This is a genomic window from Pacificimonas sp. ICDLI1SI03, from assembly GCF_054740865.1.
Window position 1 is genome coordinate 998,626 of record NZ_JBSQAU010000001.1, and the last position, 18,659, is coordinate 1,017,284.

17 protein-coding genes are annotated in these 18,659 nt (G+C 61.3%); 11 read left to right on the forward strand and 6 right to left on the reverse strand.

Annotated features, from left to right (window positions below; genetic code table 11):
- The first annotated feature begins 52 nt into the window (after positions 1–52).
- From lepB to ACSMXM_RS04785, 6 genes are read left to right on the forward strand one after another with little or no spacing between them, the layout of a single operon-like run.
- On the forward strand, positions 53–856 hold the full coding sequence (gene lepB / locus ACSMXM_RS04760; protein WP_460314425.1) for a signal peptidase I: 804 nt from the start codon (positions 53–55) through the stop codon (positions 854–856).
- The gene (gene rnc / locus ACSMXM_RS04765) at positions 853–1,527 is read left to right on the forward strand and encodes a ribonuclease III (protein WP_460314426.1); all 675 of its coding nucleotides are present in this window, start codon (positions 853–855) and stop codon (positions 1,525–1,527) included. The genes lepB and rnc overlap by 4 nt, the downstream gene beginning before the upstream one ends.
- Positions 1,524–2,426, forward strand: a complete 903-nt coding sequence (gene era / locus ACSMXM_RS04770) for a GTPase Era (RefSeq protein WP_460314428.1) — start codon at positions 1,524–1,526, stop codon at positions 2,424–2,426. The genes rnc and era overlap by 4 nt, the downstream gene beginning before the upstream one ends.
- 53 nt (positions 2,427–2,479) lie before the next feature.
- The gene (gene recO / locus ACSMXM_RS04775; RefSeq protein WP_460314429.1) at positions 2,480–3,214 is read left to right on the forward strand and encodes a DNA repair protein RecO; all 735 of its coding nucleotides are present in this window, start codon (positions 2,480–2,482) and stop codon (positions 3,212–3,214) included.
- Positions 3,215–3,220: 6 nt separating this feature from the next.
- Positions 3,221–5,488 carry a DNA topoisomerase IV subunit A gene (parC, locus tag ACSMXM_RS04780; protein WP_460314431.1) on the forward strand — a complete coding sequence of 756 codons (2,268 nt, stop codon included), beginning with the start codon at positions 3,221–3,223 and terminating at the stop codon, positions 5,486–5,488.
- 52 nt (positions 5,489–5,540) lie between these two features.
- Positions 5,541–7,283 carry a putative bifunctional diguanylate cyclase/phosphodiesterase gene (locus ACSMXM_RS04785; protein WP_460314433.1) on the forward strand — a complete coding sequence of 581 codons (1,743 nt, stop codon included), beginning with the start codon at positions 5,541–5,543 and terminating at the stop codon, positions 7,281–7,283.
- Here ACSMXM_RS04785 and ACSMXM_RS04790 read toward each other — a convergent pair.
- On the reverse strand, positions 7,261–7,962 hold the full coding sequence (locus ACSMXM_RS04790) for a DJ-1/PfpI family protein (RefSeq protein WP_460314435.1): 702 nt from the start codon (positions 7,960–7,962) through the stop codon (positions 7,261–7,263). The two genes, ACSMXM_RS04785 and ACSMXM_RS04790, sit on opposite strands and share 23 nt — an antisense overlap.
- A 29-nt stretch (positions 7,963–7,991) precedes the next feature.
- Positions 7,992–9,053: a beta-N-acetylglucosaminidase domain-containing protein gene (locus ACSMXM_RS04795; RefSeq protein WP_460314436.1), complete on the reverse strand. Its 1,062-nt coding sequence runs from the start codon at positions 9,051–9,053 to the stop codon at positions 7,992–7,994.
- A gap of 99 nt (positions 9,054–9,152) precedes the next feature.
- Between ACSMXM_RS04795 and ACSMXM_RS04800 the strand changes: the two genes are divergently transcribed.
- The 4 genes from ACSMXM_RS04800 (at position 9,153) to ACSMXM_RS04815 (ending at position 12,143) form a co-directional block, all read left to right on the forward strand.
- Positions 9,153–9,884 carry a hypothetical protein gene (locus tag ACSMXM_RS04800; protein ID WP_460314438.1) on the forward strand — a complete coding sequence of 244 codons (732 nt, stop codon included), beginning with the start codon at positions 9,153–9,155 and terminating at the stop codon, positions 9,882–9,884.
- Positions 9,885–9,925: 41 nt separating this feature from the next.
- Positions 9,926–11,287 carry a phospholipase D-like domain-containing protein gene (locus ACSMXM_RS04805; protein ID WP_460314439.1) on the forward strand — a complete coding sequence of 454 codons (1,362 nt, stop codon included), beginning with the start codon at positions 9,926–9,928 and terminating at the stop codon, positions 11,285–11,287.
- Between the two features lie 69 nt (positions 11,288–11,356).
- Positions 11,357–11,785, forward strand: a complete 429-nt coding sequence (locus ACSMXM_RS04810) for an OsmC family protein (protein WP_460314441.1) — start codon at positions 11,357–11,359, stop codon at positions 11,783–11,785.
- Positions 11,786–11,798: 13 nt separating this feature from the next.
- A complete protein-coding gene (locus tag ACSMXM_RS04815) occupies positions 11,799–12,143 on the forward strand; it encodes an Mpo1-like protein (RefSeq protein ID WP_460314443.1) in 345 nt (114 codons plus the stop codon).
- Positions 12,144–12,192: 49 nt separating this feature from the next.
- Here ACSMXM_RS04815 and bla read toward each other — a convergent pair whose 3' ends face one another.
- Together bla and ACSMXM_RS04825 are read right to left on the reverse strand one after the other, a co-directional pair.
- Positions 12,193–13,206, reverse strand: a complete 1,014-nt coding sequence (gene bla, locus ACSMXM_RS04820; RefSeq protein WP_460314444.1) for a class A beta-lactamase — start codon at positions 13,204–13,206, stop codon at positions 12,193–12,195.
- Between the two features lie 227 nt (positions 13,207–13,433).
- Positions 13,434–14,180, reverse strand: coding sequence for a class I SAM-dependent methyltransferase (locus ACSMXM_RS04825; protein ID WP_460314446.1), 747 nt, complete (start codon positions 14,178–14,180; stop codon positions 13,434–13,436).
- Between the two features lie 223 nt (positions 14,181–14,403).
- On the opposite strand from ACSMXM_RS04825, the gene katG reads away from it, so the two are divergent.
- Entirely contained in the window at positions 14,404–16,668 is a 2,265-nt protein-coding gene (gene katG, locus ACSMXM_RS04830) for a catalase/peroxidase HPI (RefSeq protein WP_460314447.1), read from the forward strand.
- 163 nt (positions 16,669–16,831) lie between these two features.
- Here the strand turns inward: katG and ACSMXM_RS04835 are convergent, their stop codons facing one another.
- Entirely contained in the window at positions 16,832–17,926 is a 1,095-nt protein-coding gene (locus tag ACSMXM_RS04835) for a tyrosine-type recombinase/integrase (RefSeq protein ID WP_460314449.1), read from the reverse strand.
- Positions 17,923–18,597, reverse strand: a complete 675-nt coding sequence (locus ACSMXM_RS04840) for a hypothetical protein (protein ID WP_460314451.1) — start codon at positions 18,595–18,597, stop codon at positions 17,923–17,925. Before ACSMXM_RS04840 ends, ACSMXM_RS04835 begins: the two co-directional genes overlap by 4 nt.
- Positions 18,598–18,659: the final 62 nt, after the last annotated feature.

The following is an 18,659-nucleotide window of genomic DNA, read 5'->3' on the forward strand; positions in this document are numbered from 1 at the left end:
ACGCGCCTCGCTTGACACTGTTACGGCGCACTGAAAAGTGCCAAGACGAATGATGACCGCGCCCCTCACCCTGGACACTGCAACTTCGCAAAGGATCAGCCGCGCGCCGACATGGCTGGCGGCGCTGCGCACGATCCTTCTGGCCGTGCTCTTGGCCCTCGGCGTACGGACATTTGTGGCGGAGCCCTTTTCGATCCCGTCTGCGTCCATGCAGCCGACATTGATGGCGGGCGATTTCATTCTCGTGGCGAAATACCCCTATGGCTATAGCCGCGCGTCATTCCCCTTTCGAATTGCGCCGATAGAGGGCCGCATCGGTGCGACCCTGCCCAGCCGCGGCGACGTCATTGTCTTCACGGATCCCGCAGGTGGCGAAATGAACTTCGTGAAGCGGGTCATCGGACTTCCCGGCGACCGGATCAGGATGGCGGCAGGCGTTCTCTTTCTGAACGACGAGCCCGTACCGCGGCGGCGCATCGCGGACAGCGTCGTACCCATCTCTCCCAACACCCCCTGCGAGGCAGGCCGTCAGGTCGGCGACGAATGCGTTTTTCGGCAGTATGTCGAGGAACTGCCCGGGCATGGGCCGATCCGCACATTGCATGGCCCCTACATGGCCGCCCTAGATGATACCGACACCTTCATCGTCCCCGATAACAGCCTGTTCGTAATGGGTGACAATCGCGACAATAGCGAGGACAGCCGCGCACCGCAGGGGTTCGGCATGGTGCCGTTACAGAACCTTGTCGGGCGCGCCAGCATTTCCTTTCTCTCGTTGGACGGTTCCGCTCGGCTCGATGATCCGGGCAGCTGGATACCGGCGGTGCGCTTCGATCGCATCGGCCGCCGCCTGTGAACGCGCTGGCCCAATGGGCGGAGCGCGAATTGGGCCACAGGTTCACAAATCCCGACCTCGTCCGTACCGCCCTCACCCATTCCAGCGGCGGCAGCGGGCGCGGCGACAATTATGAAAGGCTGGAATTTCTCGGCGACCGCGTCCTCGGCTGTGTGATGGCCGAATGGCTGTATCGGGATTTCCACGAATCCGAGCGTGACATGGCCCGCCGCTTCGCGACGCTCGTCGACAAGAAAAGCTGCGCTGCCGTGGCCCGCCAGATCGGTGCGGCCGACCATGTCCTGATCGACGCGTCGGCACGCAATGCGGGCGTACACCAGTCCGACAATCTTCTGGGCGACGTGTGCGAGGCGCTGATCGGCGCCCTTTATCTGGACGGCGGCATGCCCGCCGCGACGGCATTCGTCCGCAGGCAGTGGACGGGCAGGATCGGGGAGGACAAGGCGCCACCCCGCGACCCCAAATCGCAATTGCAGGAATGGGCGCAGGGTCGCGGCCGTCCGCTGCCGACCTATCGGGTGACATGGCGGGAGGGGCCGGATCACGCGCCCAGCTTTCGCGTCGAGGTTGCAGTGCGCGGCGTCGAGCCCGTAGAGGCGCAAGGGTCAAGCAAACAGGAGGCGGAGAAGGCAGCCGCGCTCGCAATGTTGAATCGAGAAGGCGCACTATGAACAGCGAGACCGAACAGCGTTGCGGCGTCGTGGCCGTCGTCGGGGCCCCTAATGCGGGTAAATCGACCCTCGTAAACACGCTGGTGGGTCAGAAGGTCGCCATCGTCAGCCCAAAGGTTCAAACCACCCGTGCCCGCCTGATGGGCATTGCCATCGACCGGAACGTGCAGGTCATTCTGGTCGACACACCAGGTATCTTTGCGCCGAAAAAACGGCTGGAACGCGCGATGGTAAACGCGGCGTGGGAGGGGACGTCCGGCGCGGATATCGTCCTGATGCTGGTCGACGCAAAGCGCGGCATGACGGATGACGTCGAGGCGATCATGGAAACGCTCGCCAAACGGAACGAACCGCAGATGCTGGCGCTGACAAAGGTGGACATCGCATCGAAGCACGGCCTGCTGCCGCTTGCACAGCAGTTGAATGCAAAGATCCCGTTCGTCGAAACCTTCATGGTGTCCGCCGAAACCGGCGACGGCATTGACGACATAAAGAAAACGCTGTCGGCGGCGATGCCGCGGGAGCCGTGGCACTTCCCTGAAAATCAGGTGTCCAACATCACCAGCCGCCTGCTTGCCGCCGAAATCACGCGAGAAAAGCTGTTCCTGCAACTTTACCAGGAGGTGCCCTATGCCTCCACGGTTGAGACGGAAAGCTGGACCGAGGGACCGAACGGCATTTCCATCCACCAGACGATCCTTGTCGAACGGGAAAGCCAGAAGGGCATTGTTCTGGGCAAGGGCGGCGCGCGCGTGAAGCAGATCGGATCGGAATCCCGCGCCGAACTTGAAGATATTCTGGGCGAACGCGTACACCTCTTCCTGACCGTGAAGGTAAAGGAAGACTGGGCGGACAGTCGCGAAAGCTACGACCAGATGGGACTCGATTGGACGAAGTGACCATGGGGGCGTCTTTCGTCGTATCCGGTGGATAGCCGAAGCGGTCGCCAGCCATGCATCTGACCACTACCGCCATCATGTTGACCGCCCGCGCGCATGGCGAGCATGGCGCGGTCATACGCATGCTGACGGAAACCAACGGCCTGATCGCCGCCTATGTCCATGGCGGCCGGTCGCGAAAGTCCAAACCGCTTCTGTCGGCTGGCAATATGGTGATGGCGCAGCTCGACAGCCGCGGCGAGACCCAGCTCGCGACAGCACGGATAGAGCTGATGGCCAGCCGCGCCGCACTGGCGCTCCATCCCCTTACATTGTCCCTTACCGAGTGGCTGACCATGCTGGTGGCCGACGTCCTGCCTGAGGGGGAAGCCTTTGCTGAGCTTTTTGAGGCGCTGGCCGCTTGCCTGGCTCTGATGGAGGCCGACGCCGACGCTTTGCAAATGGGGCAAGCGCTCGCTCGTTTCGAACTCAAGCTGCTTCGCGATCTGGGTTTCAGGCTCGATCTGGACAGCTGTGCGGCGACGGGAGATTGCGACGATCTGATCTATCTTTCGCCCAAATCCGGCCGGGCCGTCAGCGCCAGTGCTGGCGCGGCGTACAAAACCCGCCTGTTCGCCCTGCCCGCCTTCATGAAGGATCCCGCCGCCGCCACGGGCGGAGACGACATTCTTGCGGCCTTACGCATCACCCGGCACTTCATCGAACGCGATCTTTTGCCCCCGCATCGTGCGGAAAAGACGCTTTTGGCGAGGACGCGCGTTGACGTGCAGCTCCAGAAGCGGTTCTAGGGCGTTATGCTCGACGAGAACGATCCCCACATTATCGACCGCAAATTCGCCGACGAGCTTAGCGAGAAGTATCTCGTCTATGCGATGTCGACGATCACCGCCCGCTCCCTGCCCGACGTGCGGGATGGGCTGAAGCCTGTTCATCGCCGCTTGCTGTGGGCGATGCGCCTTTTGAAGCTGGACCCGGGTTCCGGCTTCAAGAAGTGCGCGCGCGTCGTCGGTGACGTGATCGGTAAGTATCATCCACACGGCGATCAGTCCGTTTATGACGCCATGGTCCGCCTCGCGCAGACCTTTGCCCTGCGCTATCCGCTGGTCGACGGACAGGGCAATTTCGGCAATGTCGACGGCGATAATGCAGCGGCGATGCGCTATACCGAGGCGCGCCTGACCGCCGCCGCCGCCGCGCTGATGCAGGGCCTTTCCGAAGGCACGGTCGAATTCCGCGAAACCTATAATGGCGAGGATGAGGAGCCGGAGGTCTTTCCCGGCCTGTTCCCAAATCTGCTCGCCAACGGATCTGCGGGTATTGCGGTCGGCATGGCGACCAACATCCCGCCGCACAATGTTGCCGAAATCGCCGACGCGGCGAAAATCCTGATCGACAATCCCGACGCGACCACCGCGCGCCTGCTGAAGAAGATCAAGGGGCCGGACTTTCCGACCGGCGGCGTCCTGGCAGAGGACGAGGACACGATCCGGCGCGCCTATGAAACCGGGCGCGGTTCATTCCGCGTGCGCGGTAAGTTCTCCGGCGACAAGACCGCGTCGGAAGGCGAACGGGATATTCCGTACGAGGATCTTGGCGGCGGGCGCTGGCAATTGGTCATTTCCGAAATCCCCTATGGCGTGCTGCGCTCGAAAATCATCGAGCAGTGCGCGGCGCTGGTGAATGAAAAGCGTCTGCCGATCCTCGAGGATGTGAATGACGAAAGTGCGGAGGATACCCGCATCGTCGTCACGCCGCGGTCGAAAAACGTGTCGAAGGCGGTGCTGGTCGACAGCCTCTTCAAGATGACCGATCTGGAGGTTCGCTTCGGCCTCAACATGAATGTCCTCGACAAGGACAGGACGCCCGGCGTCATGTCTCTGGCCGAGGTGCTGAGCGCCTGGATACGGCACCAGTTCGACATGCTGCAGCGGCGCACGCGCTTCCGCCTGGGCAAGATCGAAGATCGGCTGGAGCTCGTCGCGGGCTATCTGATCGCCTATCTGAATCTTGATCGCATCATCGAGATCATCCGCACGGAAGACGAGCCGAAGGCCGTGATGATGGACGAATTCGCGCTGAACGACCGCCAGGCCGAGGCAATCCTTAACATGCGCCTCAGGAGCCTCCGTAAGCTGGAGGAAATGCAGCTTCGCACCGAGGATGCGGAACTACGCGCCGAAAAGGACGAGCTGACGGAATTGCTTGGATCCGACGATCTGCAAAGGCGCCGGCTGAAAGATGACCTTTCCGAGTTGAAAAAGGCATTCGCAGACGGCCGGCGGACGCTGATCGAGGCTGCGGGGCCCACGCAGGACATTCCGCTGGAGGCGATGATCGAGCGCGAGCCGGTCACGATCGTCGTGTCGAAACGCGGCTGGGTGCGTGCCATGAAGGGGCATATCGACGCGGACACGCTGGCCGCACAGAAATTCAAGGAAGGTGACGAGTTCGCGCAAGGCTTCCCCGCGCAAACGACCGACAAGGTGATCGTCGCGGCGGATAATGGACGGTTCTACACGTTGGGGGCCGACCGGCTGCCCGGCGGCCGTGGGTTCGGCGAGCCGGTACGTGCGATGATCGACATAGACGCGGACGCTGGCATTACCTCCATGTTCGTCGCCAGCGAGGCCTCATCATATCTTCTGGCCGCCAGTGATGGCCGTGGGTTCGCCGTGGCGGCCGCCGATCTTGTCGCGGAAACCCGCAAGGGCAAACAGTTGATGAGCTTCAAGCCCGGCGCAAAGCTGAAGGCGGTGCGCCCGATTCCCCCGACCGACGATCATGTCGCCATTATCGGACGGAATCGAAAACTCCTGATATTCCCCCTCGTCGATCTGCCACAGATGCAGCGCGGACAGGGTGTGATGCTGCAACGATACAAGGATGGTGGTCTGTCGGACGTGACAACGCTCAGAAAAGAGGATGGCCTCAGCTGGGCGATGGGCGGTGACAGTGGTCGTACACGGTCGGAGCCGGACCTGACGCCATGGCTCGGCAGCCGTGGGTCCGCCGGGCGTCTGCCGCCGATGGGTTTCCCGAAATCGAACCGATTTGACGGATAACGCGGCCTTAAAGGTAACGCGTTCTTAAGCGCCGGCGGGCTAGGCGGGTGCAATGGCAGGTGCACTGATAAGAGGCGGATTGGCGCAACTGGATGCGCCCGCACCCGAAATGGGTCTGACTCTTGCTGACCGCGACGTTGCTGACGCCCTGCCATTCGGCCTTTTGCTGTTCCGCACGGGTAGCGGCGGTACACCCGTCTGCTCGGAAGTGAATGTAACGTTCACCCGCTGGGCAAATCGGTCTGCGCAGAGCCTGACTGGTGTGCCAATTCCGGACGTGCCGCTGCTCAACGAATGTCGGATCCTTGTTCGCTACATAGCTTCCTGCCTGGCCGGGGGTGCCGTCCCGACGGGCGAACTCGCCTGGACCGTAAAACCCGAGGACGAATCGACAGGCGGGGACCGTTATTTCTCGGCAAAACTGGCCGTCCGCTCCGGATATGTCCTGGTCAGCGTCCGCGACCGTTCCAGTGAGATAAAGGCAGAATCCCATCTTCGCATGACGATGCTCAGCGATGATCTGACAGGTTTGCCAAACCGACTTCAATTCAGCGAGTTGGTCGAAACGGCTCTGACAGAGCGCGAAGATAGGGAGGTGGCGGTCCTTCTTCTCAACATCGACCGCTTCAAACGTATCAATGACAGCCTCGGCCACACCGTCGGCGACGAATTCCTGATCGCGCTGGCGCGGCGTCTCAGTTCATGCATTCGCGGGTCGGACCGCCTCGCCCGCCTGGGCGGTGACGAATTCGCCATGCTGCTGACCGGCCTGACGGACGAAATGGACACCCGCGACATCATTGCGCGTGTTCAACGCCGACTGGTCGACCCGTTCCAGCTGTCTGGCGGAGAGGTGCACGCCAGCGCCACCATAGGAATCGCCACCACCATCTCGTCAACGACGAAGATGGAGGATCTGATGCGCGACGCCCATTTCGCGCTGACGCAGGCGCGCAACGCGGGTGCCAGCGGCGTCGAACTTTACAAGGCGCAGGACCATTCGAAGGCGCGCGCGCGCTTCGCCATGGAGACGGATCTGCGCCGCGCACTCGACGCAGGAGAGCTTAGCCTCGCCTTCCAGCCTCTTGTCAGTTTGCGCGATGGCATGATTTGCGGGGTGGAGGCACTGTCACGCTGGAAATGCCCCAAACGTGGCCTTGTCCCGCCCGACGAGTTCATTCCCATTGCCGAGGAGAGCGGCCTGATCGTCCCCCTGGGGCGTTGGGCGCTGCAGGAGGCCTGCACGCAAATGGCGAAGATTCGCGGCGACTTGTTGGAGGCGCAGAATATCCACCTGGCCGTAAATGTATCCGGTGTTCAGTTGCTTCGCGACGATATTGTAGAAGCGGTCTCAACCGCCCTGGCCACTTCGGGCCTGCCCGGCACTGCCTTGAAGATCGAACTGACGGAAAGCGCCATTGTCGGCAATCCCGAACGGGCGCGCCATGTCTTTGCACGGCTGAAGGCGCTCGGCTGCATGATTGCCATGGATGATTTCGGGACCGGCTATTCATCCCTCAGCTATCTGCAAACGCTCCCCATCGATATTCTTAAGATCGACCGCAGTTTCGTCGATGGCATGCTCGAATCGGCGGACAGTCAGAACATCGTCCGCGCCATCCTGTCGCTTTCCCGCGCCCTCAACATGACCACCGTCGCGGAAGGAATCGAAACGGAGGGACAGAAGCAGGCGCTTGCACTTGCCGGCTGCGAAGTTGGCCAGGGTTTTCTCTTCGCCCGCCCTCTCGACGCCGACGGCCTCGTTGCGCGGCTCAGGGAGAAGAAGGGGCGTTAGCGCCGCGCGCGATCGCCGCCACGTCCGCCAGGCGCCCCGCTATTCCCTTGCCCGTCATCGCGGCGTTGGCCGCGGCGACAATTTCCGGGCGCGCAGTCTCGGGCGTTCCGCCACCCAGCGGCGCCGGATCATATTCCAGCGCCAGTTGCACCATTTCCGCTACGTCGCGCCCTCTCAGCCGTTCTATGATGCGAAACCCGAAATCTATCCCCGCCGTGACGCCCCCGCCGGTGATGAACTTGCCATCCTCGACCACGCGTTCAGCCACCGGGATGGCGCCGAACAGCGAAAGGCTGTCACGCCACGCCCAATGGCACGCCGCGCGCTTCCCCCGCAACAGACCCGCCGCCGCCAGAATCAGGGAGCCGGTGCACACGCTCGTCACCAATGTGGCCGTCTCCGCACGCTCGCCCAGCCAGTCGAGTACCGCCGCATCCCGCATGACCTCAGTGCACCCAAAGCCGCCGGGAACGCAGATCATATCCAGCCGGGGGCAGTCTGCAAACGTGACTGTCGGCACGAACGCCAGTGTCAGATCGCCGATCACCGGATCCAGCGTCTTGCCGATGAAATGCAGGCTGGCACCCGGCATCCGCCCCAACACCTGAGCGGGACCGGTCATGTCCAATTGAGTCATGCCGTTGTAGGGCAGGAAACCGATGTGGAAGCTGTCGGCCATGAAGCTCGTCTCCTATTCGCCGTGTGGTTTTACTGCGTTTGCACCTCTTCGGCGCTCGTCGAATAATATCCCTGCAGGAACTGTCGCACTTCCTGCGCGGCGGGATGGTCGAACGCGGCATATTTTTGCAGCAGCCGTTCGCGGTTCAGTCTTTCCCGGCCCGCATCCTGCAGGCTCAGCAGGTCCGCCATCAGCGCATCGCCTACATCCTTTGGATATAGAAGGGCTGCAGCGGCATGGGTCGCCGCCAGATAGTCGTAGGTGTCGCCCTGTCGGTACGCCATGGCGAGCGTCACCGCAGGCAATAATGACAGGTTCGGCTGCAATGCCGGGTTTATGAAATGCCCCGCACATAGGGCCCCTATGTCGCCGCGCCCGGTAAATCCGCGCAAGTGCAGATGGTTCGACATGCGCGGGCCGTCGTTCACCGGGTAATTATCCCACAATAACGGCTTCCGGCCCATCTCGCGCGCGACGCGGTCCATATGGCCCACGGAAATCTCCCGGCTGCAAACCTCCGGCCCCGTCCAGAACAGGCCAACATCGTTCGGCAGTCCATGCCCCAGGCCGCGCAGGTAATTTTCCGGACGCTGGCCAAACACCCGGTCCAGCACGGGATCGTCGCTGTAATAGCTGGGACATATGCTCATGCGTACCTGATGAGTTTCCGCGACGGCAGCGGCCATGTCTGCCTGCACCGCCGCCAGATCCTCGAAATCGCCGCGCATGTCATCGAACAGCAGGGCGATGTGTACCGCCCCCAGATCCAGCAGCCTTCCCGTCCGCTCGATCAGCTTGCGGCGGCCAGCGGCATTCCAGTCAGCATGAAGTTCGAAGGGGGTAAGACCAATGCCGAACTCGACACCCAATTGCTGGCATAGTTTGGCAAAGGATCTGATTGCGGCTGCCTCAGACGGAACGTGGGGCGCCATCCAGTCGCGACGCAAATGGGCGTCGCCCTTCGGCGCATAAATGAAACGCGAATAGCCATGGGGTGAAAGGGTCCGCACGACATGCGCCCGCTCGTCCCACGACCAGGGCTTGCCGAAATATCCTTCCACGATGCCAAGCGGCGGGCTGACGTCATCCATGGCATGGCTATGCGCCAGCGGGGCGGATCATGCCAACCCTCCATCCGATTTGCCGCACCGGTCTCGACCGACGGTATCGGAGCGCTTATCAGTAGCGCCATGATTTGTAATCGCGCACGCCAATGGGCCCTTCCCTTCGTTCTTTCTCTCATATCGTTCGCCGGCCCTGCGCATGCACAGGCCACGACTGAGGTGCCGGGCGAGCCTGTCGAATGGTTTTCGCAAAAAGTGGAGGAGGCATCGTCGCTGGCGCCCACCCTTGCCGACCTTCAGGAAGAGGCGCTGCTACGCGCGCGCTTTTCCGTGACCACGCGGGTTTGCGATAATCCCCCCAAGACAATGCGGCTTTACGGTCTGCAGCCGGCTGTCGCGGACCGCACCGTTGCGAACGGTATTCTGGAGGAGGCGTTCGTTGGCGCCTGGACCTTCTATGCGGAAACGGATTGCCCCCAGACGCCGCTCCTTCGTTACCTGTACGTGCTGGAGGCGGATGGCGGCCACATCATGCTGATCGTCAACCGGGGTCAGTCCATCGCCACCCCGACGATGATGCAGGAAACGAGCGAACTGGCCGCGACCGAAGCTTTCGACAAGGCGCGGGCGCGCCAGCCTGGCTGCGACGTGTCCAGCGTCGGAATGCGCGCGACGCGTATCGAGGCGACCGACAATGCGCTCGGCCCCGACATTGGCGGCGCCCGCTTTACCGGTGGCTGGTCGGAAATCTGGAATTTCCGCGCCTGTCAGCAGGATGTCGAAGTCCGTATCCGTTTCGATACCGATGGCAAGGGCGGCACGAACGCCCGCATTCTGGATACCCGCATCACCAGCTAGGAACATCGCTCGGGCCTCCTGGGGAGGAATAAACAAAGTCCATGGATTTCCTGTTTGCCCATGTGACCGCCGTCATCGTGACCCTGGGCGTGGTGATGGCGACCAGCCTGCTCCTCAGGCAACGGCGCGCGCCGCAGGCATCCATGGCCTGGCTGTTGTCGATCCTGCTGCTTCCCTATGTTGCCCTACCGCTTTTCCTTCTCTTCGGGCTCAGCCGGACAGCACAGCGAAAGATGCTTCCGGAAATCAGCAGGAGCCAGGTTCCGTCCGGCCTGCCCCCCGGCCCCGCTGCCGCGCTGCTGTCCAGCTATCGCGTCCCGCCCGTTTCCGGCGGCAACCGGATCGTCTTTCACGGCGATGGTACCGCAACGTGGGATGCGCTGATCGAAATGGTCGAGGGGGCGGAAAAGTCCGTCTGGCTGGCAACCTATGTCCTGCGCGACGGACCCGTCGGCGGCGAAGTATTGAAGGCGCTGGGCCGTCGCGCCGAACAGGGCCTAGACGTCCGGCTGCTGGTCGATGCCGCCGGCTCACTCTTCCTGCCGGAAAAATCGCTTGCCCCGCTGCGCCGCGCGGGCGGTCATGCGATCCGCTTCTCGCCCATCTGGCGGTTGCCGTTCCGCGGTCGTCCGAACCTCCGCAACCACCGAAAATTGCTGCTTTGCGACGAGCGGCAGGTTCTTGCCGGCGGCTATAACATCGCCGAGGAATATCTCGGCCCCGGTCCCGACGAGGCACGCTGGCGAGAATTGGCCTTCCGCCTGGAGGGGCCGGCGGCGCTCGATTATGCCGCCATGTTCCGCGCCGACTGGCAGGATGCGAAGGGTTCACCCCTCCCAGCCCCGTCCCCGCCCCTTCAGCGGATGGGCAGCTCCTCCGTCCAACTCGTGCCATCGGGACCCTATGCCGAAGATCAGGTGCTTTTCGATTTGATCCTGTCGGTCATCTTCGCGGCGCGGGAGCGGGTTTGGATCACCACACCCTATTTCATTCCGGACGAGGCAATCGCCCGCGCACTGGAGCTCGCTGCGCGGCGGGGAGTAGATGTCCGCATTCTCGTCCCCTCCAGATCGAACCACCGCATCGCCGATTTCGCGCGCGGCGCCTATTTGCGAGAGCTCGAAAAGGCCAATGTGCGGATCTATCGCTACGCTGATGGCATGGTGCACGGAAAAGCGGTGATCGCGGACGATGCCGCGCTCGTCGGCTCTCCCAATCTCGATTTTCGCAGCCTTTTCCTGAACCGGGAAGCGACCCTCGTCCTCTACAATCCGGACGACGTTGCGATCGTGGCTGACTGGACAGCCGCGTTGCAGGCCAGGTCCAAGATCGGACCGCACAGGCCCGGCGTGGTTCGCGAACATTTGGAGGGCGTTGCCCGCTTGGCGGCCCCGCTTCTCTAACTCGCCGAAACTGTCCGGCCCCTCGGGCGTTAACCCTTCACACCCTGCCCCCGAAAAAGGATCACGCCCATGACAGTCAACACCGCCTCCGCACGATATGAGGGTCTTGGAAAGTCCGGCAAGGGCCACATCTCGACGGAGTCCGGCGCCCTCGACGCACAGCCCTACGGCTTCAACACCCGCTTCGAAAACGCGCCCGGCACCAACCCCGAGGAACTGATTGCCGCCGCGCACGCAAGCTGTTTTACGATGGCTTTATCTTTCAAGCTGGCCGAGGCCGGGCATGAAAACGGCCGGCTCGACACCAAATGCGCCGTGACTCTTGAACAGGGCGACGACGGTTTTTCGGTAACAAAGTCCGACCTGGCTTTGGTTGCCAGCGTCCCCGGTATTGATGCGGACGAATTCGAAAAGATCGCCGCGGATGCAAAGGCGAATTGCCCCATATCCAAACTGCTCAACTGCGAAATAAGCTTGAAGAGCGAACTAAACGGCTAGGATACGGGGCGCGATGCTACGCGAGTACAAGACGTTCGGCGAATTCTGGCCATTTTACCTGCGGGAACATTCCCGGCCTCGCACACGCGCCCTACATTATTTCGGCACCAGCCTGGTCGTCATCCTCGCCGTCGCGGCGGTGGCGACAGGCACTTGGTGGCTTCTGATCACCCTCCCGCTCGCCGGGTACTTCTTCGCCTGGATCGCCCACTTCGGCGTCGAGAAGAACCGGCCCGCTACCTTCACATACCCGCTTTGGTCGATCTACGCCGACTTTCGCATGTGGGCACTCTGGCTAACGGGGCGGTTACGCCCTGAACTCGAAAGGGCGGGTCTCACGAAACCGGAACGGGCCTGAGCATTCCGGTTATAGCGTGTTTAATGGAGCCCAGGCGCGTTACAGAGATTCAATTCTGCGGGGCGGTAAACAGAAAATAATCATGGGCCGCGCGCGCAACCTCGGCAATTGCCCGCTCGCGATCCGCCGGCGGCATTGCGCTCTCCTTGACGAACGTCACGATCACCAACTGATCGCCACGGGGCAAAGTGATCACGCCAACGTCATTTACCGTTCCACCGATCGTGCCGGTCTTGTGCGCGACAACCGTCTCCGGCGGCAATTGTCCCTTCAGCCGCCCGGCGCCGGTGCGACACCGTTCCATGATCCCCGCAATGACCTGCGTGCTTTCCGCGGATAGCGCCTCACCATTGAAAATGCGCGTCAGCAAAGTCGCCATGGCGGACGGCGTGGAGGTATCGCGCGGATCCGCATCGAACGCCGGATTGGGCAAATAGGCTTTTTCTCCCATTTCTTCCTTGTCCGGTGCTGCCTCATACGCCTCCATGAACGTACCGGTTGCGGGCAGGCTGTAGAATTCGCGCAACAGCCCCGCCGTATCCCGGTCGATCCGCTGATCCATGACCCCCTGGTCGCGAACCCATTTCGTCACCGCGGCGGGCCCGCCCGCGGCGGCGGTCAGGACGTCAGTGGCCGTATTGTCGCTCTGCGTCAGCATCAGCTCCAGTAGATTATAAACCGACATGGACAGGCCGGGATGGACGAACCTGTCGGCGATGACTTCCGAGGCGACATGCATCCCGGGGTCCACCCCGATCATCTGGTCCAGCGTCAGCTCGCCTTCATCTACCATTTCCAGAATGCGTCCTGCGACAGCCACCTTGAAGGTGCTGGCCATGGGGAACGCCTGGTCCGCGTTCAGCAGCAGCTTCGGACCGGTGCCGTCCAGCCGCCATGCCGCAACCCCCATGACGCCACCCGCGCCTGCTGCCAGTTTGGTCACTTCCTGCATCAGCGCCGCGCTTGACGCACTCGGCACCTCCGCCGACTGGGCCAAAGCGGCACCAGGCGAGCCGGCGCCCGCAAGCAGAAGCGCAGCGATTCCCACGGCACGAACGAACATATTTCTTCCCCATTAAACGCGAGCTGCCCTTGCAGGCGGCGGCTGTCTCCGAAACTCATAATGCCGCCCGTTCAGAAAACCGCAAGCTCGTTAGGGAAATTACGTCCTATCCGGCAAACTACATTGGCCGGGATCCATATATCCACACCTGCGCCATCTCCGCTCCCCAAGGCGAACATCAGCAGCGGAGATGCCAGTGGCCTCCAAAAATCTTCCGCCTCCCGCACCTATCCCAGGCGGGCCGTACCTATCAAAGTGCCTTTGGCACCCCCCGTGTCCAGATGAAATTCGACACCCGGGTGGTCGCGGCGCCACCTGCGCGTGATGATCCGCTCGCCGGGCCGCGCCGCGTCGTCCAGCAGCAGGGTGCCATCGGGGGCAAGCCGATCGAACAGTTGCTCCGCCGCTCCTCTTACATAGGGGTGGACGGTCCAGGGCGGGCCGTCGACGATCAGCAGGTCGATCTTATCGGGAACCCCGCTCAAATCGTACCATCGACCTGGCCATGGTGAGGCGCGCACACCGAGAGGCGCATGAATAAAATCCGCGTGCAGATCATATTCCCCCAGCCAGACCGACATCTCTGCGACGAAGGGGGCGTGCTGATCATAGCTGACCAGTCGGCCGCCACCATTCTGCTTCAGCGCCTGCGCGATCACGAGCGAACTCGCACCTGACCCTAGTTCGACGACAACCGCCGGTCTGTCCCTGATGATGATGTCGACGACGGTGTGCAGGAAAAACGTATCCGCTTTCCAGCTGCCCAGATGCGGCAACGCAGTCTCCGGCAATCCAATCTTCTCCAGCAAGGCCGCCTTGCTGGCCTTCGTACCACCGTAAAGGCTCTTTAAGAGCCACGGCCACTGAACGAGGGCGAAAGCCAATTGGAACAGTCGCTCGCCCAACTGATCAGAGGCCGTGTCGGTACCGGCAGCCTTAAGCGGCAGAAACGCAGTCTGATTTCGTGTGGTCACACAAATGTCTCTCGAACCGTGGCCCTGTCCCGCCTGACATAAAGACAAGCTGCGCAGATGACAGACCTAAAGCGGCGTCAGGCATAGGCGCTGATCCAAAATTACACGCTAATCGCTTTTATAGATTATACTGATGAAGTTTCATTCGTAGAATAAATCAGCGTCAGAACTTAGAAGAAGCGTGGACCCCAAAAGGTCCGAAAAAATAACAGGAGGATAAATCATGACCAAAGGCCACAAGCGGGTGATTGCAGCAATGCTGCTGGGCAGCGCGATTTCGACAATGTCGGTTTCTGCGCACGCTCAGGTAGAAGCCGAAACTGTCAGCCAGTCCGGCGAACCTACAGGGGTGAAACCCGGCGGCATGACGAATGAGGACTGGTGGCCGCAACGCCTGGACCTGACGGCCCTGCGCCAGCACGAGGCTCAGTCAAATCCCTATGGGTCGGATTATGATTATGCGGCAGAATTTGCCTCGCTCGATCTCGATGCCGTGAAGGAGGATATCCGCACGGTTCTCACGACCTCGCAGCCCTGGTGGCCGGCCGATTATGGTCATTATGGCCCCTTCTTCATCCGCATGGCGTGGCACAGCGCAGGCACCTACCGCGTCGGCGACGGTCGCGGCGGCTCCGATGGCGGCGAGCAGCGCTTCGATCCGTTGAATTCCTGGCCGGACAATGTCAGCCTCGACAAGGCGCGGCGCCTGGTATGGCCGATCAAGCAGAAATATGGCCGCAAACTGTCCTGGGGCGACCTGATGGTCCTGGCCGGCAATGTCGCGCTTGAGGATATGGGCTTTAACACCATTGGTTTTGCCGGCGGCCGCATCGATGCGTGGCAGCCCGACATGGTATTCTGGGGTCCTGAAACAAAGATGATGGCGTCTGAACGCACGGGCGCTGACGGCAACATCAAAGGGCCATTGGCAGCTACGACGATGGGCCTGATTTACGTCAATCCAGAGGGGCCGAACGGCAATCATGACCCCGTCTCGGCTGCTGCCGCCATCCGCAAGGCATTCGGCAATATGGCCATGGACGATGAAGAAACGCTGGCCCTGATCGCCGGCGGCCACACTTTCGGCAAGGCCCATGGCGCGCGCAAGCCCGACGAATGTCTGGGCGACGAGCCGACGATAGCCGGGGTGGAACAACAGGGTCTCGGCTGGCAGAACAAGTGCGGAAAGGGCAATGCCGAGGATACGATTACCTCCGGCCTTGAGGGTGCATGGACTTCCGCCCCGACCCAGTTCACCACGCAATATGTCGATAATCTGCTGAACTTCGATTGGGTGACCACAAAGAGCCCGGCCGGCGCCACGCAATGGATCCCCACGGATCCGGCCGCGGCCAACATGGTTCCGGACGCGCACATCCCCGGAAAGACGCATGCACCGATCATGTTCACCACCGACATCGCCCTGAAGCGCGATCCGGAATTCCGCGCAATTCTGGAACGGTGGCAGGATGATCCCGACCTGTTCGCCCAGGCTTTTGCCCGCGCGTGGTTCAAGCTGACGCATCGCGATCTGGGACCGGAAAGCCGCTACCTTGGTAAGGACGTACCCACCCAGTCCTTCTCCTGGCAGGATCCGCTGCCACAGGCCGATTATGCCGTCATTGACGAGGGCGACGTGGCGACCTTGAAGAACGCCATCCTCGCCTCCGGCCTGACGACACCGCAATTGGTACGCACCGCCTGGGCCTCTGCATCGACCTTCCGCAGCACGGACATGCGGGGCGGCGCGAATGGCGCGCGCCTGCGTCTTGAACCGCAACGGGATTGGGCAGTGAACGACGGGGATGAACTGGAGCAGGTCCTGTCCACGCTGGAAGGCATTCAGGCTGACTTCAATCACACCGCAACGGGCGGCAAGCGTGTCTCCATGGCCGACCTGATCGTGCTGGGCGGCAATGCAGCGATTGAACAAGCCGCTGGCAAGGCAGGGCACAGCGTTACGGTGCCCTTCACCCCGGGCCGCGTCGACGCCACACAGGCCGAGACCGATGTGGCGTCCTTTGCCTATCTGGAGCCAAAGGCCGACGGTTTCCGCAATTACTATACGGAGGACGCTTATTTTCCTCCTGCGGATGCCTTGGTGAACACGGCCGACAATCTGAACCTGACGGTCCCGGAAATGACCGCGCTGGTCGGCGGTATGCGCGTCTTGGGTGCCAATGCGGGCAATTCCGCACATGGCGTGCTCACCGACCGCCCCGGCAATCTGTCCAATGACTTTTTCGTCAATCTGCTGACGATGGACACGGTCTGGGCGAAGTCCGAGGGCACTCCGGGCCTCTACGAGGGGACGGACCGCGCCACCGGCACGGCAAAATGGACGGCGACGCCTGTCGATCTGATCTTTGGATCGAATTCCGAACTGCGCGCGGTGGCGGAAGTCTATGCCTCTGCCGATGCGGATGAAATGTTCGTCAGCGATTTCGTCGCTGCATGGACGAAGGTGATGAACGCCGACCGCTTCTGAACGGCGACACCCTTACAATGTCCGGCGGCGGGACTTCTGCCGCCGGGCATTTTCGCGATGGTAGCGGAGGAGGGATTCGAACCCCCGACACATGGATTATGATTCCTAAAAACGCCTTTGTAAAAGCTAGGAAATGTTTCCCTATGCAGCACCTATGTTGCGTTTAGCTCCCCAGACCCGCTTCCATCGCTGCCGCGACGGCCTGATCTTTTACCTCGTCGCTGAACAGGTGCCCGTATGTATCGATGGTCACCTGGACCGATGAATGCCCCATCCAGATTTGCAGGCGCTTTAGGTCGAGGCCCTGCTCGATCCAGAGCGACGCAGCAGCATGGCGGAGAGAATGCAGGCCATATGACTGCGGAACCTCGGCGAGCTTTTTGAGCGGGCCGAACTGGCGGCGCACAAGGTTGTTATGCGCTACTGGCCGCCCTGCCCCGTTGGGAAATACCAGATCCAAATCTGAAGGCCGGCATGCGAGCTTCCAGACCTTCAGCGCCTGCACTAAGCCGGGAGGCATCGGAAGCTCGCGCGCGCCCGCATCGCTCTTCGGTGAACCTATCACACCCCATTCGTCGGCACGCTGGGTGACGCGCAGTCGTCCTTTCTTCAGATCGACATCCCGCCAGGGCAGCCCGCGCAGTTCCGATGCCCGTAGGCCGCAATATATCGCCACCATGACAAGCGGCTCCATCATCCCGTCGGCTTTGCTGATCAGCGCCCGCAAATCGTCCTTGGACGGAATTTCGATGCGTTTGCGATCACGCTTCGGCTGACGCACCTTAACGTCTCTGGCGACATTCTGGGCGACCAGTCCGAGACGCTGAGCATTATCCAGTATGGATGACAGCGCACGTAGCGCCTTCGATGACATGGCGCGGGTGCGGGTCTCTACCAGACTATCGCGATACACCTCGACGCGCGGCCGGGTCAGTTTGGATAGTTTCTCCGCACCCAGCAGAGGCGCCACATGGAGGCGCGCGGCGGAATCGTAAGCACGAATAGTCGAGCGTTCCAGATCCTCGGCGCGGCAGCGGGCGAGCCATAGGTCTATTGCTTGATGCACAGTCACTGTTGCGCTGTCCGGCGTGTGGATGCCGTGGGCCACCTCCCAGGCGGCAGTGGTCATCCAGGCTTCTGCATCACGCTTCCGGCTGAATTGTTTTGAGCGTCGATTGCCGCCGCTGTCCCGATAGTCCACGACCCACGCGGCGCGCGTCTCGCCCTTGGTGGTCCAGGATCGCTTGCGGATGCTCACGACTCTTTCAGTCGCTTCCACTCAGCAGCATCATCGGTGTCTAGATGATGCACAACATCTTCATGCAGCGCATCGATAAACGCTCCAGTCCCGCTAAAGCCGAATACCTCATCACAAAGATACATGGCCTCATTAATCAAATCTGTAGCATCAATTAGAAGGCGGCGACGGAATTGGAACAGACGCAAGTCTCCTTCCGCGTTTTTACTTACAACTCGATCTTGATCAATATCCTCTACGAGATCCAGCATAGACACGGGCAAAATCAAGGGGCTCTTGAAATCTTTGTCTCGCGAGTAAAGTGTCATGTCGTGAAGCGAATTAGGCTGAGAGATGAGGAAAAGGCGGTCTTCGCGAGCAACATAAATGGGATGGTGCCGACAGACTTCTGCCGCCATGCAAACGCTTAGCGATATCGAAGGCCAGCCCTCCTCAACAGCGGCGGCAGCAACTGATGGGGTAATGCCTACCTGTAAAAACTCCACCGCAATCGCCAACTTTAAAAGATGCACGCTGGTGTAAACCGCGGCTTTCCCTCGCCCTGTATTTGTTCCTTTCGGAAAGCCAATGCGCTGAAAGTTCTTCAAACGGTTCGTGAATGCCGAGCGACTGCTCGGTTTGATCGCGTTCAGGCGCGCGATGATTTGGTCGGTCTGGGCAAAGGTGAGCATCGGAACCTGACAACGATAAATGCAAAGTTGCGATTAGCACTTGCAAGTAGGATTTGTCAAAG

Coding starts and splice junctions, on each gene's coding strand:
- lepB (WP_460314425.1), top strand. CDS start 53: ATGACCGCGCCCCTCACCCTGGACACTGCAACTTCGCAAAGGATCAGC.
- era (WP_460314428.1), top strand. CDS start 1,524: ATGAACAGCGAGACCGAACAGCGTTGCGGCGTCGTGGCCGTCGTCGGG.
- recO (WP_460314429.1), top strand. CDS start 2,480: ATGCATCTGACCACTACCGCCATCATGTTGACCGCCCGCGCGCATGGC.
- parC (WP_460314431.1), top strand. CDS start 3,221: ATGCTCGACGAGAACGATCCCCACATTATCGACCGCAAATTCGCCGAC.
- ACSMXM_RS04785 (WP_460314433.1), top strand. CDS start 5,541: ATGGCAGGTGCACTGATAAGAGGCGGATTGGCGCAACTGGATGCGCCC.
- ACSMXM_RS04790 (WP_460314435.1), bottom strand. CDS start 7,962: ATGGCCGACAGCTTCCACATCGGTTTCCTGCCCTACAACGGCATGACT.
- ACSMXM_RS04795 (WP_460314436.1), bottom strand. CDS start 9,053: ATGGATGACGTCAGCCCGCCGCTTGGCATCGTGGAAGGATATTTCGGC.
- ACSMXM_RS04800 (WP_460314438.1), top strand. CDS start 9,153: ATGATTTGTAATCGCGCACGCCAATGGGCCCTTCCCTTCGTTCTTTCT.
- ACSMXM_RS04805 (WP_460314439.1), top strand. CDS start 9,926: ATGGATTTCCTGTTTGCCCATGTGACCGCCGTCATCGTGACCCTGGGC.
- ACSMXM_RS04810 (WP_460314441.1), top strand. CDS start 11,357: ATGACAGTCAACACCGCCTCCGCACGATATGAGGGTCTTGGAAAGTCC.
- ACSMXM_RS04815 (WP_460314443.1), top strand. CDS start 11,799: ATGCTACGCGAGTACAAGACGTTCGGCGAATTCTGGCCATTTTACCTG.
- bla (WP_460314444.1), bottom strand. CDS start 13,206: ATGTTCGTTCGTGCCGTGGGAATCGCTGCGCTTCTGCTTGCGGGCGCC.
- katG (WP_460314447.1), top strand. CDS start 14,404: ATGACCAAAGGCCACAAGCGGGTGATTGCAGCAATGCTGCTGGGCAGC.
- ACSMXM_RS04840 (WP_460314451.1), bottom strand. CDS start 18,597: ATGCTCACCTTTGCCCAGACCGACCAAATCATCGCGCGCCTGAACGCG.